This is a genomic window from Blastococcus brunescens, from assembly GCF_035320885.1.
Classification (GTDB): domain Bacteria; phylum Actinomycetota; class Actinomycetes; order Mycobacteriales; family Geodermatophilaceae; genus Blastococcus_B; species Blastococcus_B brunescens.
Window position 1 is genome coordinate 2,316,123 of the sequence record NZ_CP141261.1, and the last position, 14,219, is coordinate 2,330,341.

At 73.6% G+C, this 14,219-nt stretch carries 20 protein-coding genes and 2 pseudogenes; 12 read left to right on the forward strand and 10 right to left on the reverse strand.

What is annotated here, in order from left to right; translation table 11 throughout:
* Positions 1-417 precede the first annotated feature (417 nt).
* A pseudogene (gene mqo, locus U6N30_RS15400) lies at positions 418-1,850 on the forward strand (malate dehydrogenase (quinone)).
* Between the two features lie 19 nt (positions 1,851-1,869).
* Here mqo and U6N30_RS15405 read toward each other — a convergent pair.
* From U6N30_RS15405 to U6N30_RS15415, 3 genes are read right to left on the reverse strand one after another with little or no spacing between them, the layout of a single operon-like run.
* Complete coding sequence (locus U6N30_RS15405; RefSeq protein WP_324277962.1) at positions 1,870-2,835, reverse strand: patatin-like phospholipase family protein; 966 nt, start codon at positions 2,833-2,835, stop codon at positions 1,870-1,872.
* A gap of 5 nt (positions 2,836-2,840) precedes the next feature.
* Entirely contained in the window at positions 2,841-3,080 is a 240-nt protein-coding gene (locus U6N30_RS15410; RefSeq protein ID WP_324277963.1) for a hypothetical protein, read from the reverse strand.
* A gap of 50 nt (positions 3,081-3,130) precedes the next feature.
* A complete protein-coding gene (locus tag U6N30_RS15415) occupies positions 3,131-3,391 on the reverse strand; it encodes a hypothetical protein (RefSeq protein ID WP_324277964.1) in 261 nt (86 codons plus the stop codon).
* Positions 3,392-3,460: 69 nt separating this feature from the next.
* Between U6N30_RS15415 and U6N30_RS15420 the strand changes: the two genes are divergently transcribed.
* The 3 genes and pseudogenes from U6N30_RS15420 to U6N30_RS15430 all read left to right on the forward strand — a co-directional run.
* Complete coding sequence (locus tag U6N30_RS15420) at positions 3,461-3,823, forward strand: DUF1330 domain-containing protein (protein ID WP_324277965.1); 363 nt, start codon at positions 3,461-3,463, stop codon at positions 3,821-3,823.
* Positions 3,813-4,055 carry a hypothetical protein gene (locus U6N30_RS15425; protein ID WP_324277966.1) on the forward strand — a complete coding sequence of 81 codons (243 nt, stop codon included), beginning with the start codon at positions 3,813-3,815 and terminating at the stop codon, positions 4,053-4,055. The genes U6N30_RS15420 and U6N30_RS15425 overlap by 11 nt, the downstream gene beginning before the upstream one ends.
* Positions 4,031-4,933, forward strand: a pseudogene (locus U6N30_RS15430) (DUF2254 domain-containing protein); the annotation flags it as partial. The gene U6N30_RS15425 and the pseudogene U6N30_RS15430, both read left to right, overlap by 25 nt.
* Positions 4,934-5,175: 242 nt before the next feature.
* Here U6N30_RS15430 and U6N30_RS15435 read toward each other — a convergent pair.
* Positions 5,176-5,616, reverse strand: coding sequence for a flavodoxin family protein (locus tag U6N30_RS15435; RefSeq protein ID WP_324277967.1), 441 nt, complete (start codon positions 5,614-5,616; stop codon positions 5,176-5,178).
* 71 nt (positions 5,617-5,687) lie between these two features.
* Here U6N30_RS15435 and U6N30_RS33930 point away from each other — a divergent pair, with 71 nt between their 5' ends.
* The 4 genes from U6N30_RS33930 to U6N30_RS15465 are packed head-to-tail and all read left to right on the forward strand — an operon-like array spanning position 5,688 to position 8,326.
* Positions 5,688-6,821, forward strand: coding sequence for a maltose acetyltransferase domain-containing protein (locus tag U6N30_RS33930; RefSeq protein WP_422678075.1), 1,134 nt, complete (start codon positions 5,688-5,690; stop codon positions 6,819-6,821).
* The gene (locus U6N30_RS15455) at positions 6,818-7,174 is read left to right on the forward strand and encodes an MFS transporter (protein ID WP_324277968.1); all 357 of its coding nucleotides are present in this window, start codon (positions 6,818-6,820) and stop codon (positions 7,172-7,174) included. The genes U6N30_RS33930 and U6N30_RS15455 overlap by 4 nt, the downstream gene beginning before the upstream one ends.
* Positions 7,171-8,031 (forward strand): MFS transporter, encoded by an 861-nt coding sequence (locus U6N30_RS15460; protein WP_324277969.1) that lies wholly within the window; start codon positions 7,171-7,173, stop codon positions 8,029-8,031. The genes U6N30_RS15455 and U6N30_RS15460 overlap by 4 nt, the downstream gene beginning before the upstream one ends.
* Before the next feature lie 10 nt (positions 8,032-8,041).
* Complete coding sequence (locus U6N30_RS15465; RefSeq protein ID WP_324277970.1) at positions 8,042-8,326, forward strand: YciI family protein; 285 nt, start codon at positions 8,042-8,044, stop codon at positions 8,324-8,326.
* On the opposite strand, the gene U6N30_RS15470 is transcribed toward U6N30_RS15465, so the two are convergent.
* From U6N30_RS15470 to U6N30_RS15480, 3 genes are read right to left on the reverse strand one after another with little or no spacing between them, the layout of a single operon-like run.
* Positions 8,314-8,829 carry a DUF421 domain-containing protein gene (locus tag U6N30_RS15470; protein WP_324277971.1) on the reverse strand — a complete coding sequence of 172 codons (516 nt, stop codon included), beginning with the start codon at positions 8,827-8,829 and terminating at the stop codon, positions 8,314-8,316. The two genes, U6N30_RS15465 and U6N30_RS15470, sit on opposite strands and share 13 nt — an antisense overlap.
* A gap of 23 nt (positions 8,830-8,852) precedes the next feature.
* Positions 8,853-9,389, reverse strand: coding sequence for a cation:proton antiporter domain-containing protein (locus tag U6N30_RS15475; protein ID WP_324277972.1), 537 nt, complete (start codon positions 9,387-9,389; stop codon positions 8,853-8,855).
* Positions 9,353-10,087 (reverse strand): cation:proton antiporter domain-containing protein, encoded by a 735-nt coding sequence (locus U6N30_RS15480; RefSeq protein WP_324277973.1) that lies wholly within the window; start codon positions 10,085-10,087, stop codon positions 9,353-9,355. The genes U6N30_RS15475 and U6N30_RS15480 overlap by 37 nt, the downstream gene beginning before the upstream one ends.
* Positions 10,088-10,303: 216 nt before the next feature.
* Between U6N30_RS15480 and U6N30_RS15485 the strand changes: the two genes are divergently transcribed.
* The 3 genes from U6N30_RS15485 to U6N30_RS35450 are packed head-to-tail and all read left to right on the forward strand — an operon-like array spanning position 10,304 to position 11,771.
* A complete protein-coding gene (locus U6N30_RS15485; RefSeq protein WP_324277974.1) occupies positions 10,304-10,711 on the forward strand; it encodes a four-helix bundle copper-binding protein in 408 nt (135 codons plus the stop codon).
* Positions 10,712-10,756: 45 nt separating this feature from the next.
* Positions 10,757-11,203, forward strand: coding sequence for a nitroreductase/quinone reductase family protein (locus U6N30_RS15490; RefSeq protein WP_324277975.1), 447 nt, complete (start codon positions 10,757-10,759; stop codon positions 11,201-11,203).
* A 31-nt stretch (positions 11,204-11,234) separates the two neighbouring features.
* On the forward strand, positions 11,235-11,771 hold the full coding sequence (locus U6N30_RS35450; protein WP_479690609.1) for a WhiB family transcriptional regulator: 537 nt from the start codon (positions 11,235-11,237) through the stop codon (positions 11,769-11,771).
* Between the two features lie 16 nt (positions 11,772-11,787).
* On the opposite strand, the gene U6N30_RS15500 is transcribed toward U6N30_RS35450, so the two are convergent.
* Genes U6N30_RS15500 through U6N30_RS15510 form a run of 3 tightly spaced genes read right to left on the reverse strand, consistent with a single transcriptional unit; the run spans position 11,788 to position 13,071 of the window.
* Positions 11,788-12,063, reverse strand: coding sequence for a D-arabinono-1,4-lactone oxidase (locus tag U6N30_RS15500; RefSeq protein ID WP_324277976.1), 276 nt, complete (start codon positions 12,061-12,063; stop codon positions 11,788-11,790).
* On the reverse strand, positions 12,056-12,799 hold the full coding sequence (locus U6N30_RS15505) for an FAD-binding protein (RefSeq protein ID WP_324277977.1): 744 nt from the start codon (positions 12,797-12,799) through the stop codon (positions 12,056-12,058). Before U6N30_RS15505 ends, U6N30_RS15500 begins: the two co-directional genes overlap by 8 nt.
* A complete protein-coding gene (locus U6N30_RS15510) occupies positions 12,796-13,071 on the reverse strand; it encodes a hypothetical protein (RefSeq protein WP_324277978.1) in 276 nt (91 codons plus the stop codon). Before U6N30_RS15510 ends, U6N30_RS15505 begins: the two co-directional genes overlap by 4 nt.
* Positions 13,072-13,380: 309 nt before the next feature.
* On the opposite strand from U6N30_RS15510, the gene U6N30_RS15515 reads away from it, so the two are divergent.
* Positions 13,381-14,154 carry a (Fe-S)-binding protein gene (locus U6N30_RS15515; protein WP_324277979.1) on the forward strand — a complete coding sequence of 258 codons (774 nt, stop codon included), beginning with the start codon at positions 13,381-13,383 and terminating at the stop codon, positions 14,152-14,154.
* Positions 14,155-14,219: the final 65 nt, after the last annotated feature.

A 14,219-nucleotide genomic window follows, 5' to 3' on the forward strand; every position in this document is an offset into this window, starting at 1 on the left:
AGCGACCACCCCGTGCCTCCTCGCCGTGCTGCTCGCCATCGACCCCGTCGACCCGGTCGGCGGCTCCGCCAGGACACGATCCCAGACCCGTCCCGCGGACCGGCCGCTCCCCGGAGAGGTGACGGCCGGCCCCCGGCGGCGCCCGGTCCCCGAGCCGCTGACCTGCGCATACGCGTCACCGTGCGGCCTGGATATGGGGAAGCTCACGTCCTGGAGATACCTCACACCTTCCGGAGTGCATGTCATCGGCCGTTTCGTCCGACGATCAGGAGGACGGCGCCCGAGGGCGCGAACTTTGCGACGGCCGGAGAGACAGACGTGAATTCCGAGAACGGCGTAGCAGCCGGGCACGGTATCCCTGACAGCGCTGTCCCCGACAGCGCGAACCCCGACGTGGTCCTCGTCGGCGGCGGCATCATGAGCGCCACGCTCGCCGCGCTGATCAACGTCGTTGCGCCGCAGTGGAGCGTCACGCTCTTCGAGTCCGGCGACGAGGTGGCCGGCGAGAGCTCGGGCCCCTGGAACAACGCCGGGACCGGCCACGCCTCACTGTGCGAGCTGAACTACACGCCGGCCGGCCCGGACGGTCGCGTCGACGCGTCCAAGGCCGTCACGATCAACGAGCAGTTCCAGGTCTCGCGCCAGTTCTGGGCCTCCCTGGTGCGCGGCGGCATGACCGGTTCGCCCAAGGACTTCATCACCCCCGTCCCGCACCTGAGCTTCGTCACCGGCGAGGCCGGCCGGCGCTACATGCGCGCCCGCCACGAGGCGCTCGCCGCCCAGCCGCTGTTCCACGGCCTGGAGTACACCGAGGACGCTGCCGAGCTCGCCGGCTGGCTCCCACTCATGATGGCCGGCCGCGACCCGTCGCAGGCCGTCGCCGCGACCCGCTCCGCGGCCGGCACCGACGTCAACTTCGGCGCGCTCACCCGCCTCCTCCTCGAGGACGCCGGCGGCCGCGGCGTGACCGTGCACACCAACCAGCGCGTCCAGGACCTCGACCGCGAGTCCGACGGCCGCTGGAAGGTCACCGTCATCGACACCCGCACCGGGGAGCCGCGCACGCTGCGCACCCGCTTCGTGTTCGTCGGCGCCGGTGGCGGCGCCCTGCCGCTCCTGCAGAAGGCCGGGATCCCCGAGATCCGCGGGTTCGGCGGGTTCCCCGTCAGCGGCATGTTCCTGCGCACCACCTCACCCGAGCTGGTGGGCAGCCACCAGGCCAAGGTCTACGGCCAGGCGGCCGTCGGAGCGCCACCCATGTCGGTTCCGCACCTGGACCTGCGCCTCATCGACGGCGACCACTCGCTCCTCTTCGGCCCCTACGCCGGCTTCTCCCCGAAGTTCCTCAAGGCGGGGTCGATCTTCGACCTGCCGCGCAGCGTCAAGCCGAACAACCTCAGCTCGATGCTCGGCGTCGCCCGTACGGAGCTCGGCCTGACGAAGTACCTGATCAAGGAGCTCCTGCAGTCCCGCTCGGCGCGGCACGCGACGCTGGCGGATTTCGTGCCGCTGGCCGAGCAGGCCGACTGGGACATGGTCACGGCCGGCCAGCGCGTCCAGGTCATCAAGCGCGACCCGGCGACTGGACGGGGCGTCCTCCAGTTCGGCACCGAGCTCGTCGTCGGTGGCGACGGCTCGATCGCCGGCCTGCTCGGCGCCTCCCCGGCGCCTCGACCGCGGTGTCGGCCATGCTGAGCCTGCTGGAGCGGTGCTTCCCCGACCGGATCCCGGCGTGGCGCCCGGCGCTGCAGGAGGTCATCCCCTCCTTCGGGCACCGGCTGTCCGAGGAACCCCACCTGCTCGCCGAAGTGCGGGCCGAGACGACGCAGGTGCTCGAGCTCAACGGCTGAGCGGACGGGGGACGCGGCCCTACTCCCCGCCGGCCGCCGCCCGCAGCAGCTCGGCCACGTCGGACGTCGCGGCGTACGCACCGGCGGTGAGGAACGACTGCTGGATGACCTCGTCCAGCCGTTCGCGCGACATCATGTCGGTGCCCATCACCTGCTGCTCGCCGGCTCCGGGGGTGAAGACGACCGTCCGTATCCCGTCGGCCTCCAGCGCCCGCACCTCCCTGCGCAGGAGGCGGTCGGAGTACCGGCGGACAGAGGGAAGGACCCCGGGTCGCCAGCCTGCCGGGCCACTCATCGGCGCGATGACGACGGCGAGGTCGAGCTGCTGTCCCCGGAGCACCGCGGCGTTCGTCGGCGAGTGCGCCCCGCCGTCCACGTAGCTGTGCCGGCCGATCCGCACCGGCGCGAAGTACCCCGGCACGGCGCACGAGGCGCCGACCGCCCGGTGGATCGGGACCTCCGGGGTCCCGGGACGGCCGAAGACGACCCGGCGGCCGTCCCGGCGGCGCACCGCGCAGATCCAGAGGTCCGGCGTGGGCCACTCGGGGCGTTCGAGCTCGCGCAGCGCGGACAGCTGCGCGAGGACGTCGTGCCGGCCCGGGGCCATGAGGGCCAATCCCGCGGCCAGCGGGCGGAACTGCAGAGGCCGCGTCACCGCGCGCGCCACCATGTGCCGGCCGGGCAGCCGCATGGGCCGCCGGACGAGCGACAGCGGCCTGAACGGGGCGAGCTCGGGCGCGGAGTTCTCGGCCAACTGCCGGAGGACGTCGTCGTCGCCGGACAGCGGGGCCTTCACCGTCCAGGCGGCCAGATCCTCCGGGGAGACTCCGAGCCGCAGCAGAGTTCCGGTGATCGACCCGGCGGACGTGCCCACGATGACGTCGGCCGTCCGCGCGTCGAACCCGAAGTCGTGCTGCAGCACGGCCAGCACGCCCGAGTGGTAGGCCTGCCCGACGACGCCCCCGCCACCCAGCACCAGGCCCACCCGTGTCACGGTCCGAGCGTGTCACGGCGAGATCGCACGAGCAGCGCGCGCGGTCGCGGCCCCGGGACGTGCCGGCGCTTCGACGGCTCGGGCCACTCCACCACCCAGGCCGCGCCCGGCGGAGCTGCGCCCACCTCCGGCCCGCGGCGCCAGGGCCGCGACGGCCGCGTGGACCTGCGCAGGGGAAGCCCCGATGACGCCACCTGGCCGGAGAGCACCTCGGCACCGCACGCCAGCCGGAACACCAGGTCCGCGACCGCCTCGGCGTGGTCGATGGCGGCGTCCCGTGCCTTCCTCAGCCCGTCCGAGCGCTCCTTCCAGTGCGGCGGCCGGCGACTGGAGACGTGCCGCATGGACCCCAGACCGCCCCGTCCGCGACGCAGCCCCAGATCCCGTCGGCGATCCGGAGCTCGGTCTCCATCAGCGCGTGCACCAGGTCGTGCGGCAGGTCCGCGCCTCCGCCCGCGCCCCGCCTGGCGAACACGACGCCGTCGTCGCGCTCCACGAGCGTCTCGCCGGGACGGCGATCGGCCATCCGGGTGAACGTGAGTCGCACGCTGCCAGGATCCGGCGACGGTCAACCGATCAGCGGGCCGCGCCCGGTCCGCCTTGCTAGCTTCCCGGCATGGCTGTCGATCCCCGCGGTGCCGATCTCAAGCGCTACCTCCAGGAGGACCCCGGAGGACCGGTGGTGATGCTCAACCTGCTGCGCTACGCCGAGGGCGGCCGCGAGCTGTACGCCCAGTACGCCGAGGCGCTGAGCACGACGTTCCTGCCGCGGTACGGCGGCGAGGTGCTCTACGCCGGGGACGGGTCGACGTCGCTCGTGGCCGAGGACGGCCAGGCCTGGGACGCCGTGCTCCTGGTGCGCTACCCCTCCCGCGAAGCGTTCAGCCGGATGGTCGCCGATCCCGAGTACCAGCAGGTCACTGCGCTGCGCACCCGCGCCCTCACCGAGGCCGTTCTGCAAGCCACCAGTGGCTGGTGACTCCCGGGGCGGCGGCGCACGGGCGGCGATCGTCGCCCGGCTCCGCGGCTCCCTCTGGCCGGTGCCGGTGCTCGGCATCGTCATCGCCATCGGTCTGGGTGTGGGCCTGCCCGCGCTCGACGAGATGCTCGCGTCCCGACCCGACGGCCATCCGCTCTTCTTCGCGTTCGGGGCGGCCCGACGGCTGCCCGTGACCTGCTGGCCGCGATCGCGGGCTCGCTCATCTCGGTGACCGGCCTGACCTTCTCCTTCACCGTTGTCGCGCTCCAGCTCAGCAGCAGCCAGCACTCGCCCCGGCTCCTGCAGACGTTCGTCACCGACCGCGTCGTCCAGTTCACGCTGGCGCAGCTGGTGGCGACCTTCGTCTACGCGCTCACCGTGCTCCGGACGGTCCGGACCGAGAGCGCGACGAACGACGAGAGCGCCTTCGTCCCACGCCTGTCGGTCACCGTCGGGTTCGCGCTGACCCTCGTCAGCGTCGTCGCCATCGTGCTCTTCCTCGCCCACCTGGCGCGGTCCCTGCGGGTGGAGACGATGTTCCGCGACGTCCACGACGAGGCGACCGAGACCTATGCCCGCGAGCTCCCCGACGACGACGGCGACGACCCGGGAATCGAGCTACCCGCCGGACCCGGCAGGCAGGTGCCGGCGCGATCCAGCGGTTTCGTGGTCGACGTCGATCCCCGCGGGGTCGTGACGGCGGCCACCGAGGCCGGCGTCACGGTGCTGCTGAGCGCCCGGATCGGCGACTCCGTCGTCGTCGGGACGCCGGTGGCCACGGTCTGGAGCACCGACCCGAGTGCGACGCCGGACCTCGACGCGCTGGAGGCGGCGCTGGACGGTTGCCTGCGGCTCGGTTTCGAGCGCTCGCCCACCCGCGACGTCGCCTACAGCCTGCGGAAGGTCGTCGACATCGTGATCCGCGCCCTCTCCCCGAGCACCAACGACCCGACCACGGCGGTGCACGGCCTCTCGCACGTCTCCGCGCTGCTCGGGGAGCTGGTGGCCCGTCCGCCACGGCCGTCGGCCGTCCGCGACGACGACGGCGTGCTCCGCTTCGTCGTCCCCGCGTGGGAGGTGGGCACCCTGCTGCGGTTGGGGCTCGAGGAGCCGATCCAGTTCGCCTCCGGACAACCCGCCGTGCTCCGCCGGCTCGCCGGGCTGCTGCGCGAACTGGCCTGGCGCGCCCCCACGGGCTCCTCGACACCGATCTCGAGGACTACCTCCGACAGGTGGTCGAGCTCGCCCAGGAGTCCACCTCGGTGCCCCGGTCGGAGACGGACGCCTGGGAGCAGGAGGTCAGGGACGCCCTCGCGGGACGGTGGGTGCCCGCGCGGCCCGAGGGTCCGTGGTCACAGGCTGACCGCCACGGTGGCCGCGAGCTCCCGGCATGCCTCGAGATCGGCCGCCGTGGGCGGCCCGGTGAGATTCAGCGGGGCGGCGACCTGCTTCCACCGCAGCGCCCCGGTGATCTTCCCGATCGCCGTCAGCGCACCCGCGGTGTCGTCGCCGCCGTGGACGTAGACGCCGTACGGCAGCCCGACCGTCGCGTCGAGGCAGGGGTAGTACACGGTGTCGAAGAAGTGCTTGAGCGCACCGGACATGTAGCCGATGTTGGCCGGGGTGCCGAGCAGGACGCCGTCGGCCTCCAGGAGGTCTGCCGCGCCGGCCGAGAGGGCCGGCCGCGCCACGAGCTCGATCTCCTCCACCATGGCGGCGCCCTCCCGCACCGCCTCCAGCAGTACCTGCAGGTTGGGCGAGGGCGTGTGGTGGATGACGAGCAGTCGGGGCATGCCGGGATTCTGCCCGCGCGCCCGTCGCCCCGATAGGGACGAGTGTTCCTATCGTCGGGTAGCGTGCGGGTGTGGACGACTCCCGGAGCATGCGCGAGCGGATGCTCGCCGGTGACCTGTACATCGCGGACGACCCCGAGATCGGCGAGCAGAGCGCCGCCGCGCTCGACCTGATGGCCGCCTACAACGCGACGTCGGCCCGCCAGGGTCCGCTGCGCCGGCAGCTCCTGGAGGAACTCCTCGGCGCGGTCGGCGAGGGCACCGAGATCCGGCCGCCGCTCTTCGTCGACTACGGCGCCCACCTCCGCATCGGCGCCCGATGCTTCGCCAACTTCGGCCTGGTGGCGCTCGACGTCGCCGCCATCACGATCGGTGACGACGTCCAGATCGGGCCGAACGTCCAGCTGCTCACCCCCACCCACCCGGTCGACCCGGAGCCCCGGCGGCAGAAGTGGAGGCCGCGCAGCCGATCACCATCGGGAACAACGTCTGGCTCGGCGGCGGCGCGATCGTGCTGCCCGGGGTCACCATCGGCGAGAACACCGTGGTGGGCGCCGGCGCGGTCGTCACTCGCGATCTGCCCGCCGACGTCGTCGCCGTCAGAAACCCGGCCCGCGTGGTGCGGACCCTGGACGACGGAGCGTGACGGTGTCGCAGGCGCCGGCCCGACGGAGCCGGCGGTACGACCCGGGACGGCGGGACCGCATCGTCGCCACGACCCTCGACGTGATCGCCGAACAGGGTGTCGCCGGCGCCTCCCACCGGGTGATAGCCCGCGCCGCCGACGTCCCCTCGGCTCGATCACCTACCACTTCACGTCCCTGGACGAGTTGCTGAGCGCCGCCTTCACCGCGCACGTGGACACCGTGGCCCCGCGGTTCGACGAGCGAATGAAGGCGGCGACGGGCTCCGGGGAGGTCCTGGAGTACCTCGTGGAGCACCTGGCCGGCGACCTGCTCGACTCCGCCCGCGACCTCGTCCTGACGGTGGAGCTGTACGTCGCCGCCGCCCGGAACCCGGCCCTGCGAGCGGTGACGCAGGACTGGATGGCACGCAGCCGGCGGAGCCTGGAGCGGCATTTCGACCCGGTGACCGCTCGCGAGCTGGACGCGCTCGTCGAGGGACTCGTGCTGCACAGCGCACTGTCCACCGACCCGATGGACCGCGACCAGATCCGGCACGCCCTGTCCCGGTTCGCCCGGTGACCGACACCCGGGCCCCGGCTCCGAGCCGCGCACTGCGCCGAGCACGTGTCGCCGTCGCCGCGTGCTTCTTCCTGAACGCGGTCTTCTACGCCAATCTCGTGCCACGGCTGCCCCAGATCAAGGCCGATCTCGGGCTGAGCAACTCCTCGCTCGGCGCCGCCCTCGCGGCGCTGCCGCTGGGAGCCCTGCTCGCCGCCCTCTCCTCGGCGGTGCTCATCCGCCGGTTCGGCTCGGCACGGGTGGCGAGCACCGGGCTGGTGCTGCTCGGGCTCGCGCTCTGGACGGTCGCCATCGCGCCCAACTGGGGGCGCTCGCCGCCGCCCTGCTCGTCGCCGGGGCGCTCGACGCGGTGATCGACGTGGCGCAGAACGCGCACGGGCTCCGGGTGCAGCGGCTGTACCGCCGGTCGATCCTCAACGGCTTCCACGGCCTCTGGAGCATCGGCGCCGTCAGCGGTGGCCTGCTCGGCTCCGCCGCCGCGGGGCTCGGCATCCCGCTCGCGGTCCATCTCGGCGCCTCGGCCGTCGTCTTCGGTCTCCTGTCGCTGCTGGCCTTCCGAGCACTGCTGCCCGGTGGCGACGACGACGACCGGGAGCCCGTGGCGGGGACGGCCGGGGACGTCCCCGCCCGCCGGCCGGACGGACGCCGTACCGCCGTCCTCGCCCTGGCTGCGCTCGGCGTCCTCGCGACCTGCGGCGCGTTCGTCGAGGACGCCGGGTCCTCGTGGAGTGCGCTCTACCTGCGCACCGAGCTGGGAGCGGGCCCCGCCGTCGCCGGGCTGGGCTTCGTCGCGCTGTCGGCAGCCATGACCGTCGGCCGGCTCACCGGGGACCGGGTGGTGGACCGCTTCGGGCAGCGGCTGGTCGCCCAGGTCGGCGGCGTGCTGATCGCGGTCGGCATGGGCCTGGCGCTCGCCGTCCCCTCGGTGGCGAGCACTCTCATCGGTTTCGCGCTGGCGGGCCTGGGGGTCGCCACGCTCATCCCGGCCGTCTACGCCGCCGCCGACGAGCTCCCGGGGCTGCGGCGCGGCACCGGCCTGGCGGTCATCAACTGGCTGCTGCGCATCGGCTTCCTGGTGTCGCCGCCGCTGATCGGGGTGCTGGCCGACGCCACGAGCCTCCGGGTGGCCCTGCTGACCGTGGTCGCGGCCGGGCTCGGGGCACTGCTGCTGGGCGGGGCGTTGCGGCCCCGGCTACCCGCGACCGTGTGAAGGTGTCGGCATGCACCTGCTGCTCGAGTACACGCTGGCCGAGGACTACCTCGAGCGCCGGACCGCGCTGCGCGAGGACCACCTGGCGCTGGCCCGGGCGGCGCACGAGCGGGGGAACTGCTGCTCGCCGGCGCGCTGCCCGACCCCTACGACCGGGCCGTGCTGGTCTGGGCCGCCACCCGCGAGGTCGTCGAGGACTTCGTCGCCCGCGACCCCTACGTCGTCCACGGGCTGGTCACCGGATGGACGATCCGGCCGTGGAACGTCGTCGTCGGCTGACGGTCACTCGCCGTAGCCCCGGACGCCGGAGAGGCTGGAGCCGTTCCCGAACTTCTGGGCGGGGATGATGCTCAGGCTCCCGTCGCTCTCGAGGACCACGGCCGCGACCGAGGAGACGTCACCCGAGCCGGAGGCCCGCACGGCCTGCCGGACCTCGTCCATCGACACGCGTTCCGACCGCATGGCCGGCTCGATGGGACTGCCGTCCCGGAGGAGCAGCGTGGGACGCGCGGTCACCCATTTCCGCGCGACGGGCCAGTGAGAGGTCACCCACGCGACGGCGGTCTGCAGGACCGCGAGGAGCGCGAGCGCCAGCGCGCCTTCGGTCCACGACACGTCGGAGCTGAGCAGGATGGTCGCCAGCGTCGACCCGAGGGCGACCGTGACGACCAGGTCGAAGGCGTTGAGCTTGGCCAGCGTCCGCTTTCCCGACAACCGCAGGACCAGGACCACCGTGACGTAGGCGCTGGCGCCGACGACCAGGACGCGGACCAGGTCGGACCACGAGTCGAACCACATGCTTCATTCCTCTCAGCTGCCGGTCAGGCCCGGCTCGGGGCATCGCTACCGGTTGCGTCAGACGACGTGGCCCGGCGGTACAGGTCCCGCCCGGGCGAGGAGGTGATGCCGTGCGCCAGCGTGCTGGCTGCCACGACGAGGCTGCCGGCGGCGAGGACCACCGGGTCGAGCCGGAGATGATCGGCCTCCAGGGCCAGGTAGAAGACGGCCGACACCCCGATCGGGCCGAACCACCCGAGGAAGAGCGCGTCCGGCCGGCCGAGGTGCAGGGGCCGGCGCAGCAGCCACACGATCGGCAGGCGCCGCAGCAGCAGGACCCCGACGACGAGCGCCGGCCCGCGCCAGCCCAGCTCCGCCCACGCCGACCACGGCAGGACCGCGCCGAGCCCGACGAAGAGCGGCAGGACGAGGAAGCGGTTGACCGCCTCGTCGATGGGTGCGTCGTCGGTGCGCTCCGACCCGGTGCTGACCACGTTGAACGCCAGCCCGCAGGCGAAGACCGCCAGGATGCCGTCGACGTGGATCAGCCCGGACAGCCCGAGCACGGCCAGGGCGAGCACGGCGGTGAACAGCAGCCGGGGTCCGGGATCGGTGGAGCCGTGCTCCTCCCCAGGCGCAGGGCACGGCCCCCGAGCCAGCCGCTGGCGGCCCCGACCGCCACGGCGCCGAGCACCTGCCAGAGCGATTCCAAGGCCGCGGCGCCCAGCGACTCGGAGCCGGCGATCGCGACGGCGACGAGCACCAGCGGCAGCGCCAGGCCGTCGTTGGCGCCGGACTCCAGCGACAGGATCTGCCGGTCCCGCTCCGGGAGGTCCTGCTCGGCCGGCCCGCCGGTGACGACGCTGGACGCGAGCACCGGATCGGTGGGGCACAGCGCCGCACCGAGCAGCGCCGCGGTGCCCAGACCCACTCCCAGGGTCCATGCCGCCAGGCCGGCGGTGACCACCGCCATGACCGGCAGCACGACCGCCAGCAGCAGGAGGACCGGCCGCAGTTGCGTGCGCGCAGCGGCGAACGGATACCGCAGCGCCACGGACATGACCGAGACCGCCAGCAGGATCCTCGACGCCGAGTGCAGCCAGGCGGCGTCCTCGGTCATGGGGCGCAGGTCCAGCACGCCGGTGAGCGCGGGCCCCAGGAGGACGCCCACGACCAGCGCCAGCACCGGCTCCGAGAGCGGCAGCCGGCGCAGTCGCTCGGACAACGCCGCCACGAGCAACCCCAGCGCACCTGCCGCCACCAGCAGGATGTCGATCACGGCTCCAGCTCCTCTCGCCCCCGTCGTCGCCGGTCGGCACCGTGTGCCCCGGCGTCCCTGCCCCGCCGCGCGCAGCCTGACACCGCGCGCGAGGACCGCCACATGACGGTTGGATGACGCAGGTGGCTCCCTCGGGTGACCGGGTAGGGGCCGGGGGAACCGGTGTCCAGCGGGGCGGCACGGTGTCGTCCCCACCGGAGATCATCAGGAGCTCCCATGACCGTCGCAGCCCAGATGCTCGAGACCTACCCGGCGGATCTCGGCGGTGTCGACCGGACGAAGCTGCTGGCCTGCATCGACGCGTGCGTGGAGTGCGCCCAGGCGTGCACCGCCTGCGCGGACGCCTGCCTCAGCGAGGAGATGGTGGCCGATCTCCGGAAGTGCATCCGCACCAACCTCGACTGCGCCGACGTGTGCGACGCGACCGGTCGCGTGCTGTCCCGCCACACCGGCTACGACGCCAATCTCACCCGCGCCGTGCTGGAGGCCTGCGCCGCGGCGTGCAAGGCGTGCGGGGACGAGTGCGGGAGCCACGCCTCGATGCACGAGCACTGCCGGGTGTGCGCAGAGGCGTGCCGCTCCTGCGAGCAGGCCTGCCGCGAGTTGATCGCCTCCCTCGGCTGACCGATCCGCCGGCGGGTGGGGGCGCCCGGACCGCACACTGGGCACATGCCATCCACCGGCGAGTACGGGCCCAGCACCGTCGCGTGGGTCCGCGAGGAGGTGGCGCACCTCGAGCGCACGGGCTCGGGGCTGCGGGGTCGTTCCGTCGTCCTGCTCACCACCGTCGGCGCCCGCACCCGGCTCCTCCGCAAGACGCCGCTCATGCGCGTCGAGCTCGCCGGGCTCTACGCAGCGGTCGCCTCGACGCGCGGGGAGGACCGGCATCCGCACTGGTACGCGAACGCGCTGGCCCACCCGGAGGTGACGCTGCGGGACGGCGACCGGGTGCTCGCCCTCGTCGCCCGGGAGGCCACCGGTGCCGAGCGGAGCCGGTGGTGGTCGCTGGCCTGCACGGTCTTCCCGTCCTACGTGGAGTACCAGCGGCGGACCCGTCGTCGGATCCCGGTGCTGCTGCTCGAGCCGCCGCGGACGGACCGCACCGGCACCGCCTGACCACCGGCTGGTCGGCACCGCCCCCGTCGACATGTCGACACATGTCTCCAATCGGACGGTGCGGTTTCGTTGGATATGTGCCGGTGCCGACTCGGTCGCCCGGCCCGTAACGTCACGGACAGCAGCCAGGTCGTACCGGTCCGTCACGGACTGGGGCACCTGCATCCCCCTTCCCCGAGGAGCTCCCCGTGTCGTCGTTCTCCCGCCCGTTCCTGACCCTGCTCACCGATTCGTCGGCGGGTCCGGCCGCATCGGCCGCCGAGACCTCCCCTGGGCCGCCCCGTCGCAGCCCTCCCCGTGGACGGTCCTCGGGACGTCCGGAGAGGACGCCGGCGAGGAGGGGTGGCGCGCGGACGCCCTGTGCGCCGAGACCGACCCCGAGGCGTTCTTCCCGGAGAAGGGCGGCTCGACCCGCGAGGCCAAGCGCGTGTGCACCGGCTGCACCGTGCGCGCCGAGTGCCTGGAGTTCGCCCTCACCAACGACGAGCGCTTCGGCATCTGGGGCGGCCTGTCCGAGCGTGAGCGCCGTCGGCTGCGGGTCCAGCGGCGGGACGCCGTCAGCGCCTGACCCCGGGTTCTCGGGGCTACCGGACGCCGAGTACCCGCGCCTCCAGCCACGGAGTGCGGAAGGCACCGCGCGGGTCCCACCGCTCGGCCAGGCTGACGAAGTCCGGATGGCGCTCGTAGAGCGGGGCGATCGCCGCGGCCTCCGCGCAGAAGAGCTTGCCCCAGTGCGGACGGGCGGCGAACGGGGCCAGCGCGGACTCCAGTGCGAGGAGCAGCTCCTCCCGGCGCCCTGCTCGCGCACCCAGGTGAAGTGCAGCGCGACGGAGTCCCGGCCGTAGCTCGTGCTCATCCATAGCCCGTCGGCGGCCACCGTCCGGATCTCGCAGGTGAGCAGCAACGGGCGGATGCGATCGGCCAACTCCCGCACCGCCTCGATCGCCGCCGGACCGTGCCGACGCGGCAGCAGGTACTCCGACTGCAGCTCCTCGCCGGCGCTGGGCGTGAACCCCATGCGGAAGTGCGGCAGCCGGTCGTGCCAGGGGCCGGACCGGCCTCGTTGCGGCGTGCAGGGGTCGGGTCCAGCCCGACGACCGGATGCCGGTCGGCGGGCGCCGGCCGCGCACGGAACAGGTCGCCGGACAGCGCGTCGGAGACGTCGGTGCGCGTCTTGACCCACACCATGTCGACGGCATCCGCGAGGAGCGTGAACACGCTGACGCTGTAGCCGCACGACATGACCTCGTCGAAGTGCTCCAGCAGAGCGCTCCAGCTCATCCCCTCGAACACCTGCTGCCGCACGTCGAACGCGGGCTCCACGTCCAGGGTCAAGCGGGTGATCACACCCAGCGCACCGAGGCCGACGACGAGGCCGTCGAAGTCGGGGTCCCCGCGCTCGGCCCGCCGGATCTCGCCGGAGGAGAGAACCATCTCCAGCGCCGCCACGGCCGTCGCCAGGTTCCCGTTCCCGGTGCCCGAGCCGTGGGTCGCCGTCGTCACCGCCCCGGCGACGGAGATGTGCGGGAGGGACGCGAGGTTGTGCAGCGCCAGACCGTCGTCGTGCAGCCGCTCGACCAGCTCGCCGTACTTCACGCCGCCGCCGAGGAGACCGTGCGGCCGTCGGGGCCGACGGCCACCGCGGCGGGCAGCGCCGGCGCCGTGTGCAGCGCCTCCAGCGAGACGAGTTCCGCGGCGTCGGCGATGCCGTTGAAGGAGTGCCGGGAGCCCAGCACGTGCACGCTCGGCGCGCGCGAGACGATCTCCTGCAGCTCCTCGATGCCGGCCGGCCGGTGCACCCGCGCGGCCGGATAGGTGTGGTTGCCCGCCCAGTTGGTGACCTGTGGTCCGGCCGCGGCGGTCGTCATCCGGTCATGGTGCCGGACGTCCCGTCTCCCCCACGATCGGCGGGGCGACGGCGGACGGCCGCGGCGCCGGCCGCCGGCCGCCGGGGAGACTGGTAGGACTGTGCCTACCCTCACGGCGTGCCGCCCTGGCGCACCGCGACGAACCGGTTCACGCCGGTGTCGGACCCCAGGAGGCGACGCTGACCCCCAGCACCCGCGACGTGGCCCTGCCCGCGGGGTCCGCCGGCCCGGGCAGGAGCGGGGCCGGCGGGCGACGGAGCCGCTGCTCGCGGTGCGGCGGCCGAGCACCGCCCTCCGGGACGCCGAGTCGTGAAGGTCGCGCTGTTCGCCACCTGTCTGGTGGACACGATGGTGCCCCAGGTCGCCCACGCGACCGCGGTCCTGCTGGAACGGCTGGGCCACGAGGTCCTCGTCCCGCCGGGCCAGAGCTGCTGCGGGCAGATGCACGTCAACACCGGGTACCGGCGCGAGGCCGTGCCGGTCGTCGCCAACCACGTCCGCGCGTTCGCCGGGGCCGAGGCGGTCGTCGCGCCGTCCGGGTCCTGCGTGGCCTCGATCCACCACCAGCAGGCCGCCGTCGCCCGGCGGGCCGGCGAGCACGCGCTGGCCGACGAGGCCGCGGCCCTGGCCGAGCGGACGTACGAGCTGTCGCAGTTCCTGGTCGACGTCCTCGGCGTCACCGATGTCGGGGCCTACTACCCGCACCGCGTCACCTACCACCCGACCTGCCACTCGCTGCGCATGCTCCGGGTCGGCGACCGACCGCTCCGGCTGCTGCGCGCGGTCCGCGGCCTGGACCTGGTCGAGCTGCCCGGCGCGGAGGAGTGCTGCGGCTTCGGGGGCACGTTCGCGATCAAGAACGCGGAGACGTCGACGGCGATGCTCACCGACAAGATGGCCAACGTCCTCGCCACGCACGCCGAGGTGTGCACCGCCGGTGACGCGTCCTGCCTGATGCATATCGGCGGCGGGCTGTCCCGGCTGCGCTCGGGCACCCGGACGGTGCACCTCGCCGAGATCCTGGCCTCGACGGAGGAAGCCGTGAGCCCGCAGCAGGCGACTGCGCCGGCGATCCAGGCATGACCGCGGTCTTCCTGGGGATCCCCACCGCTCCCCGGGCGTCGGCCACCTGCGCGGCGACCGGTCGT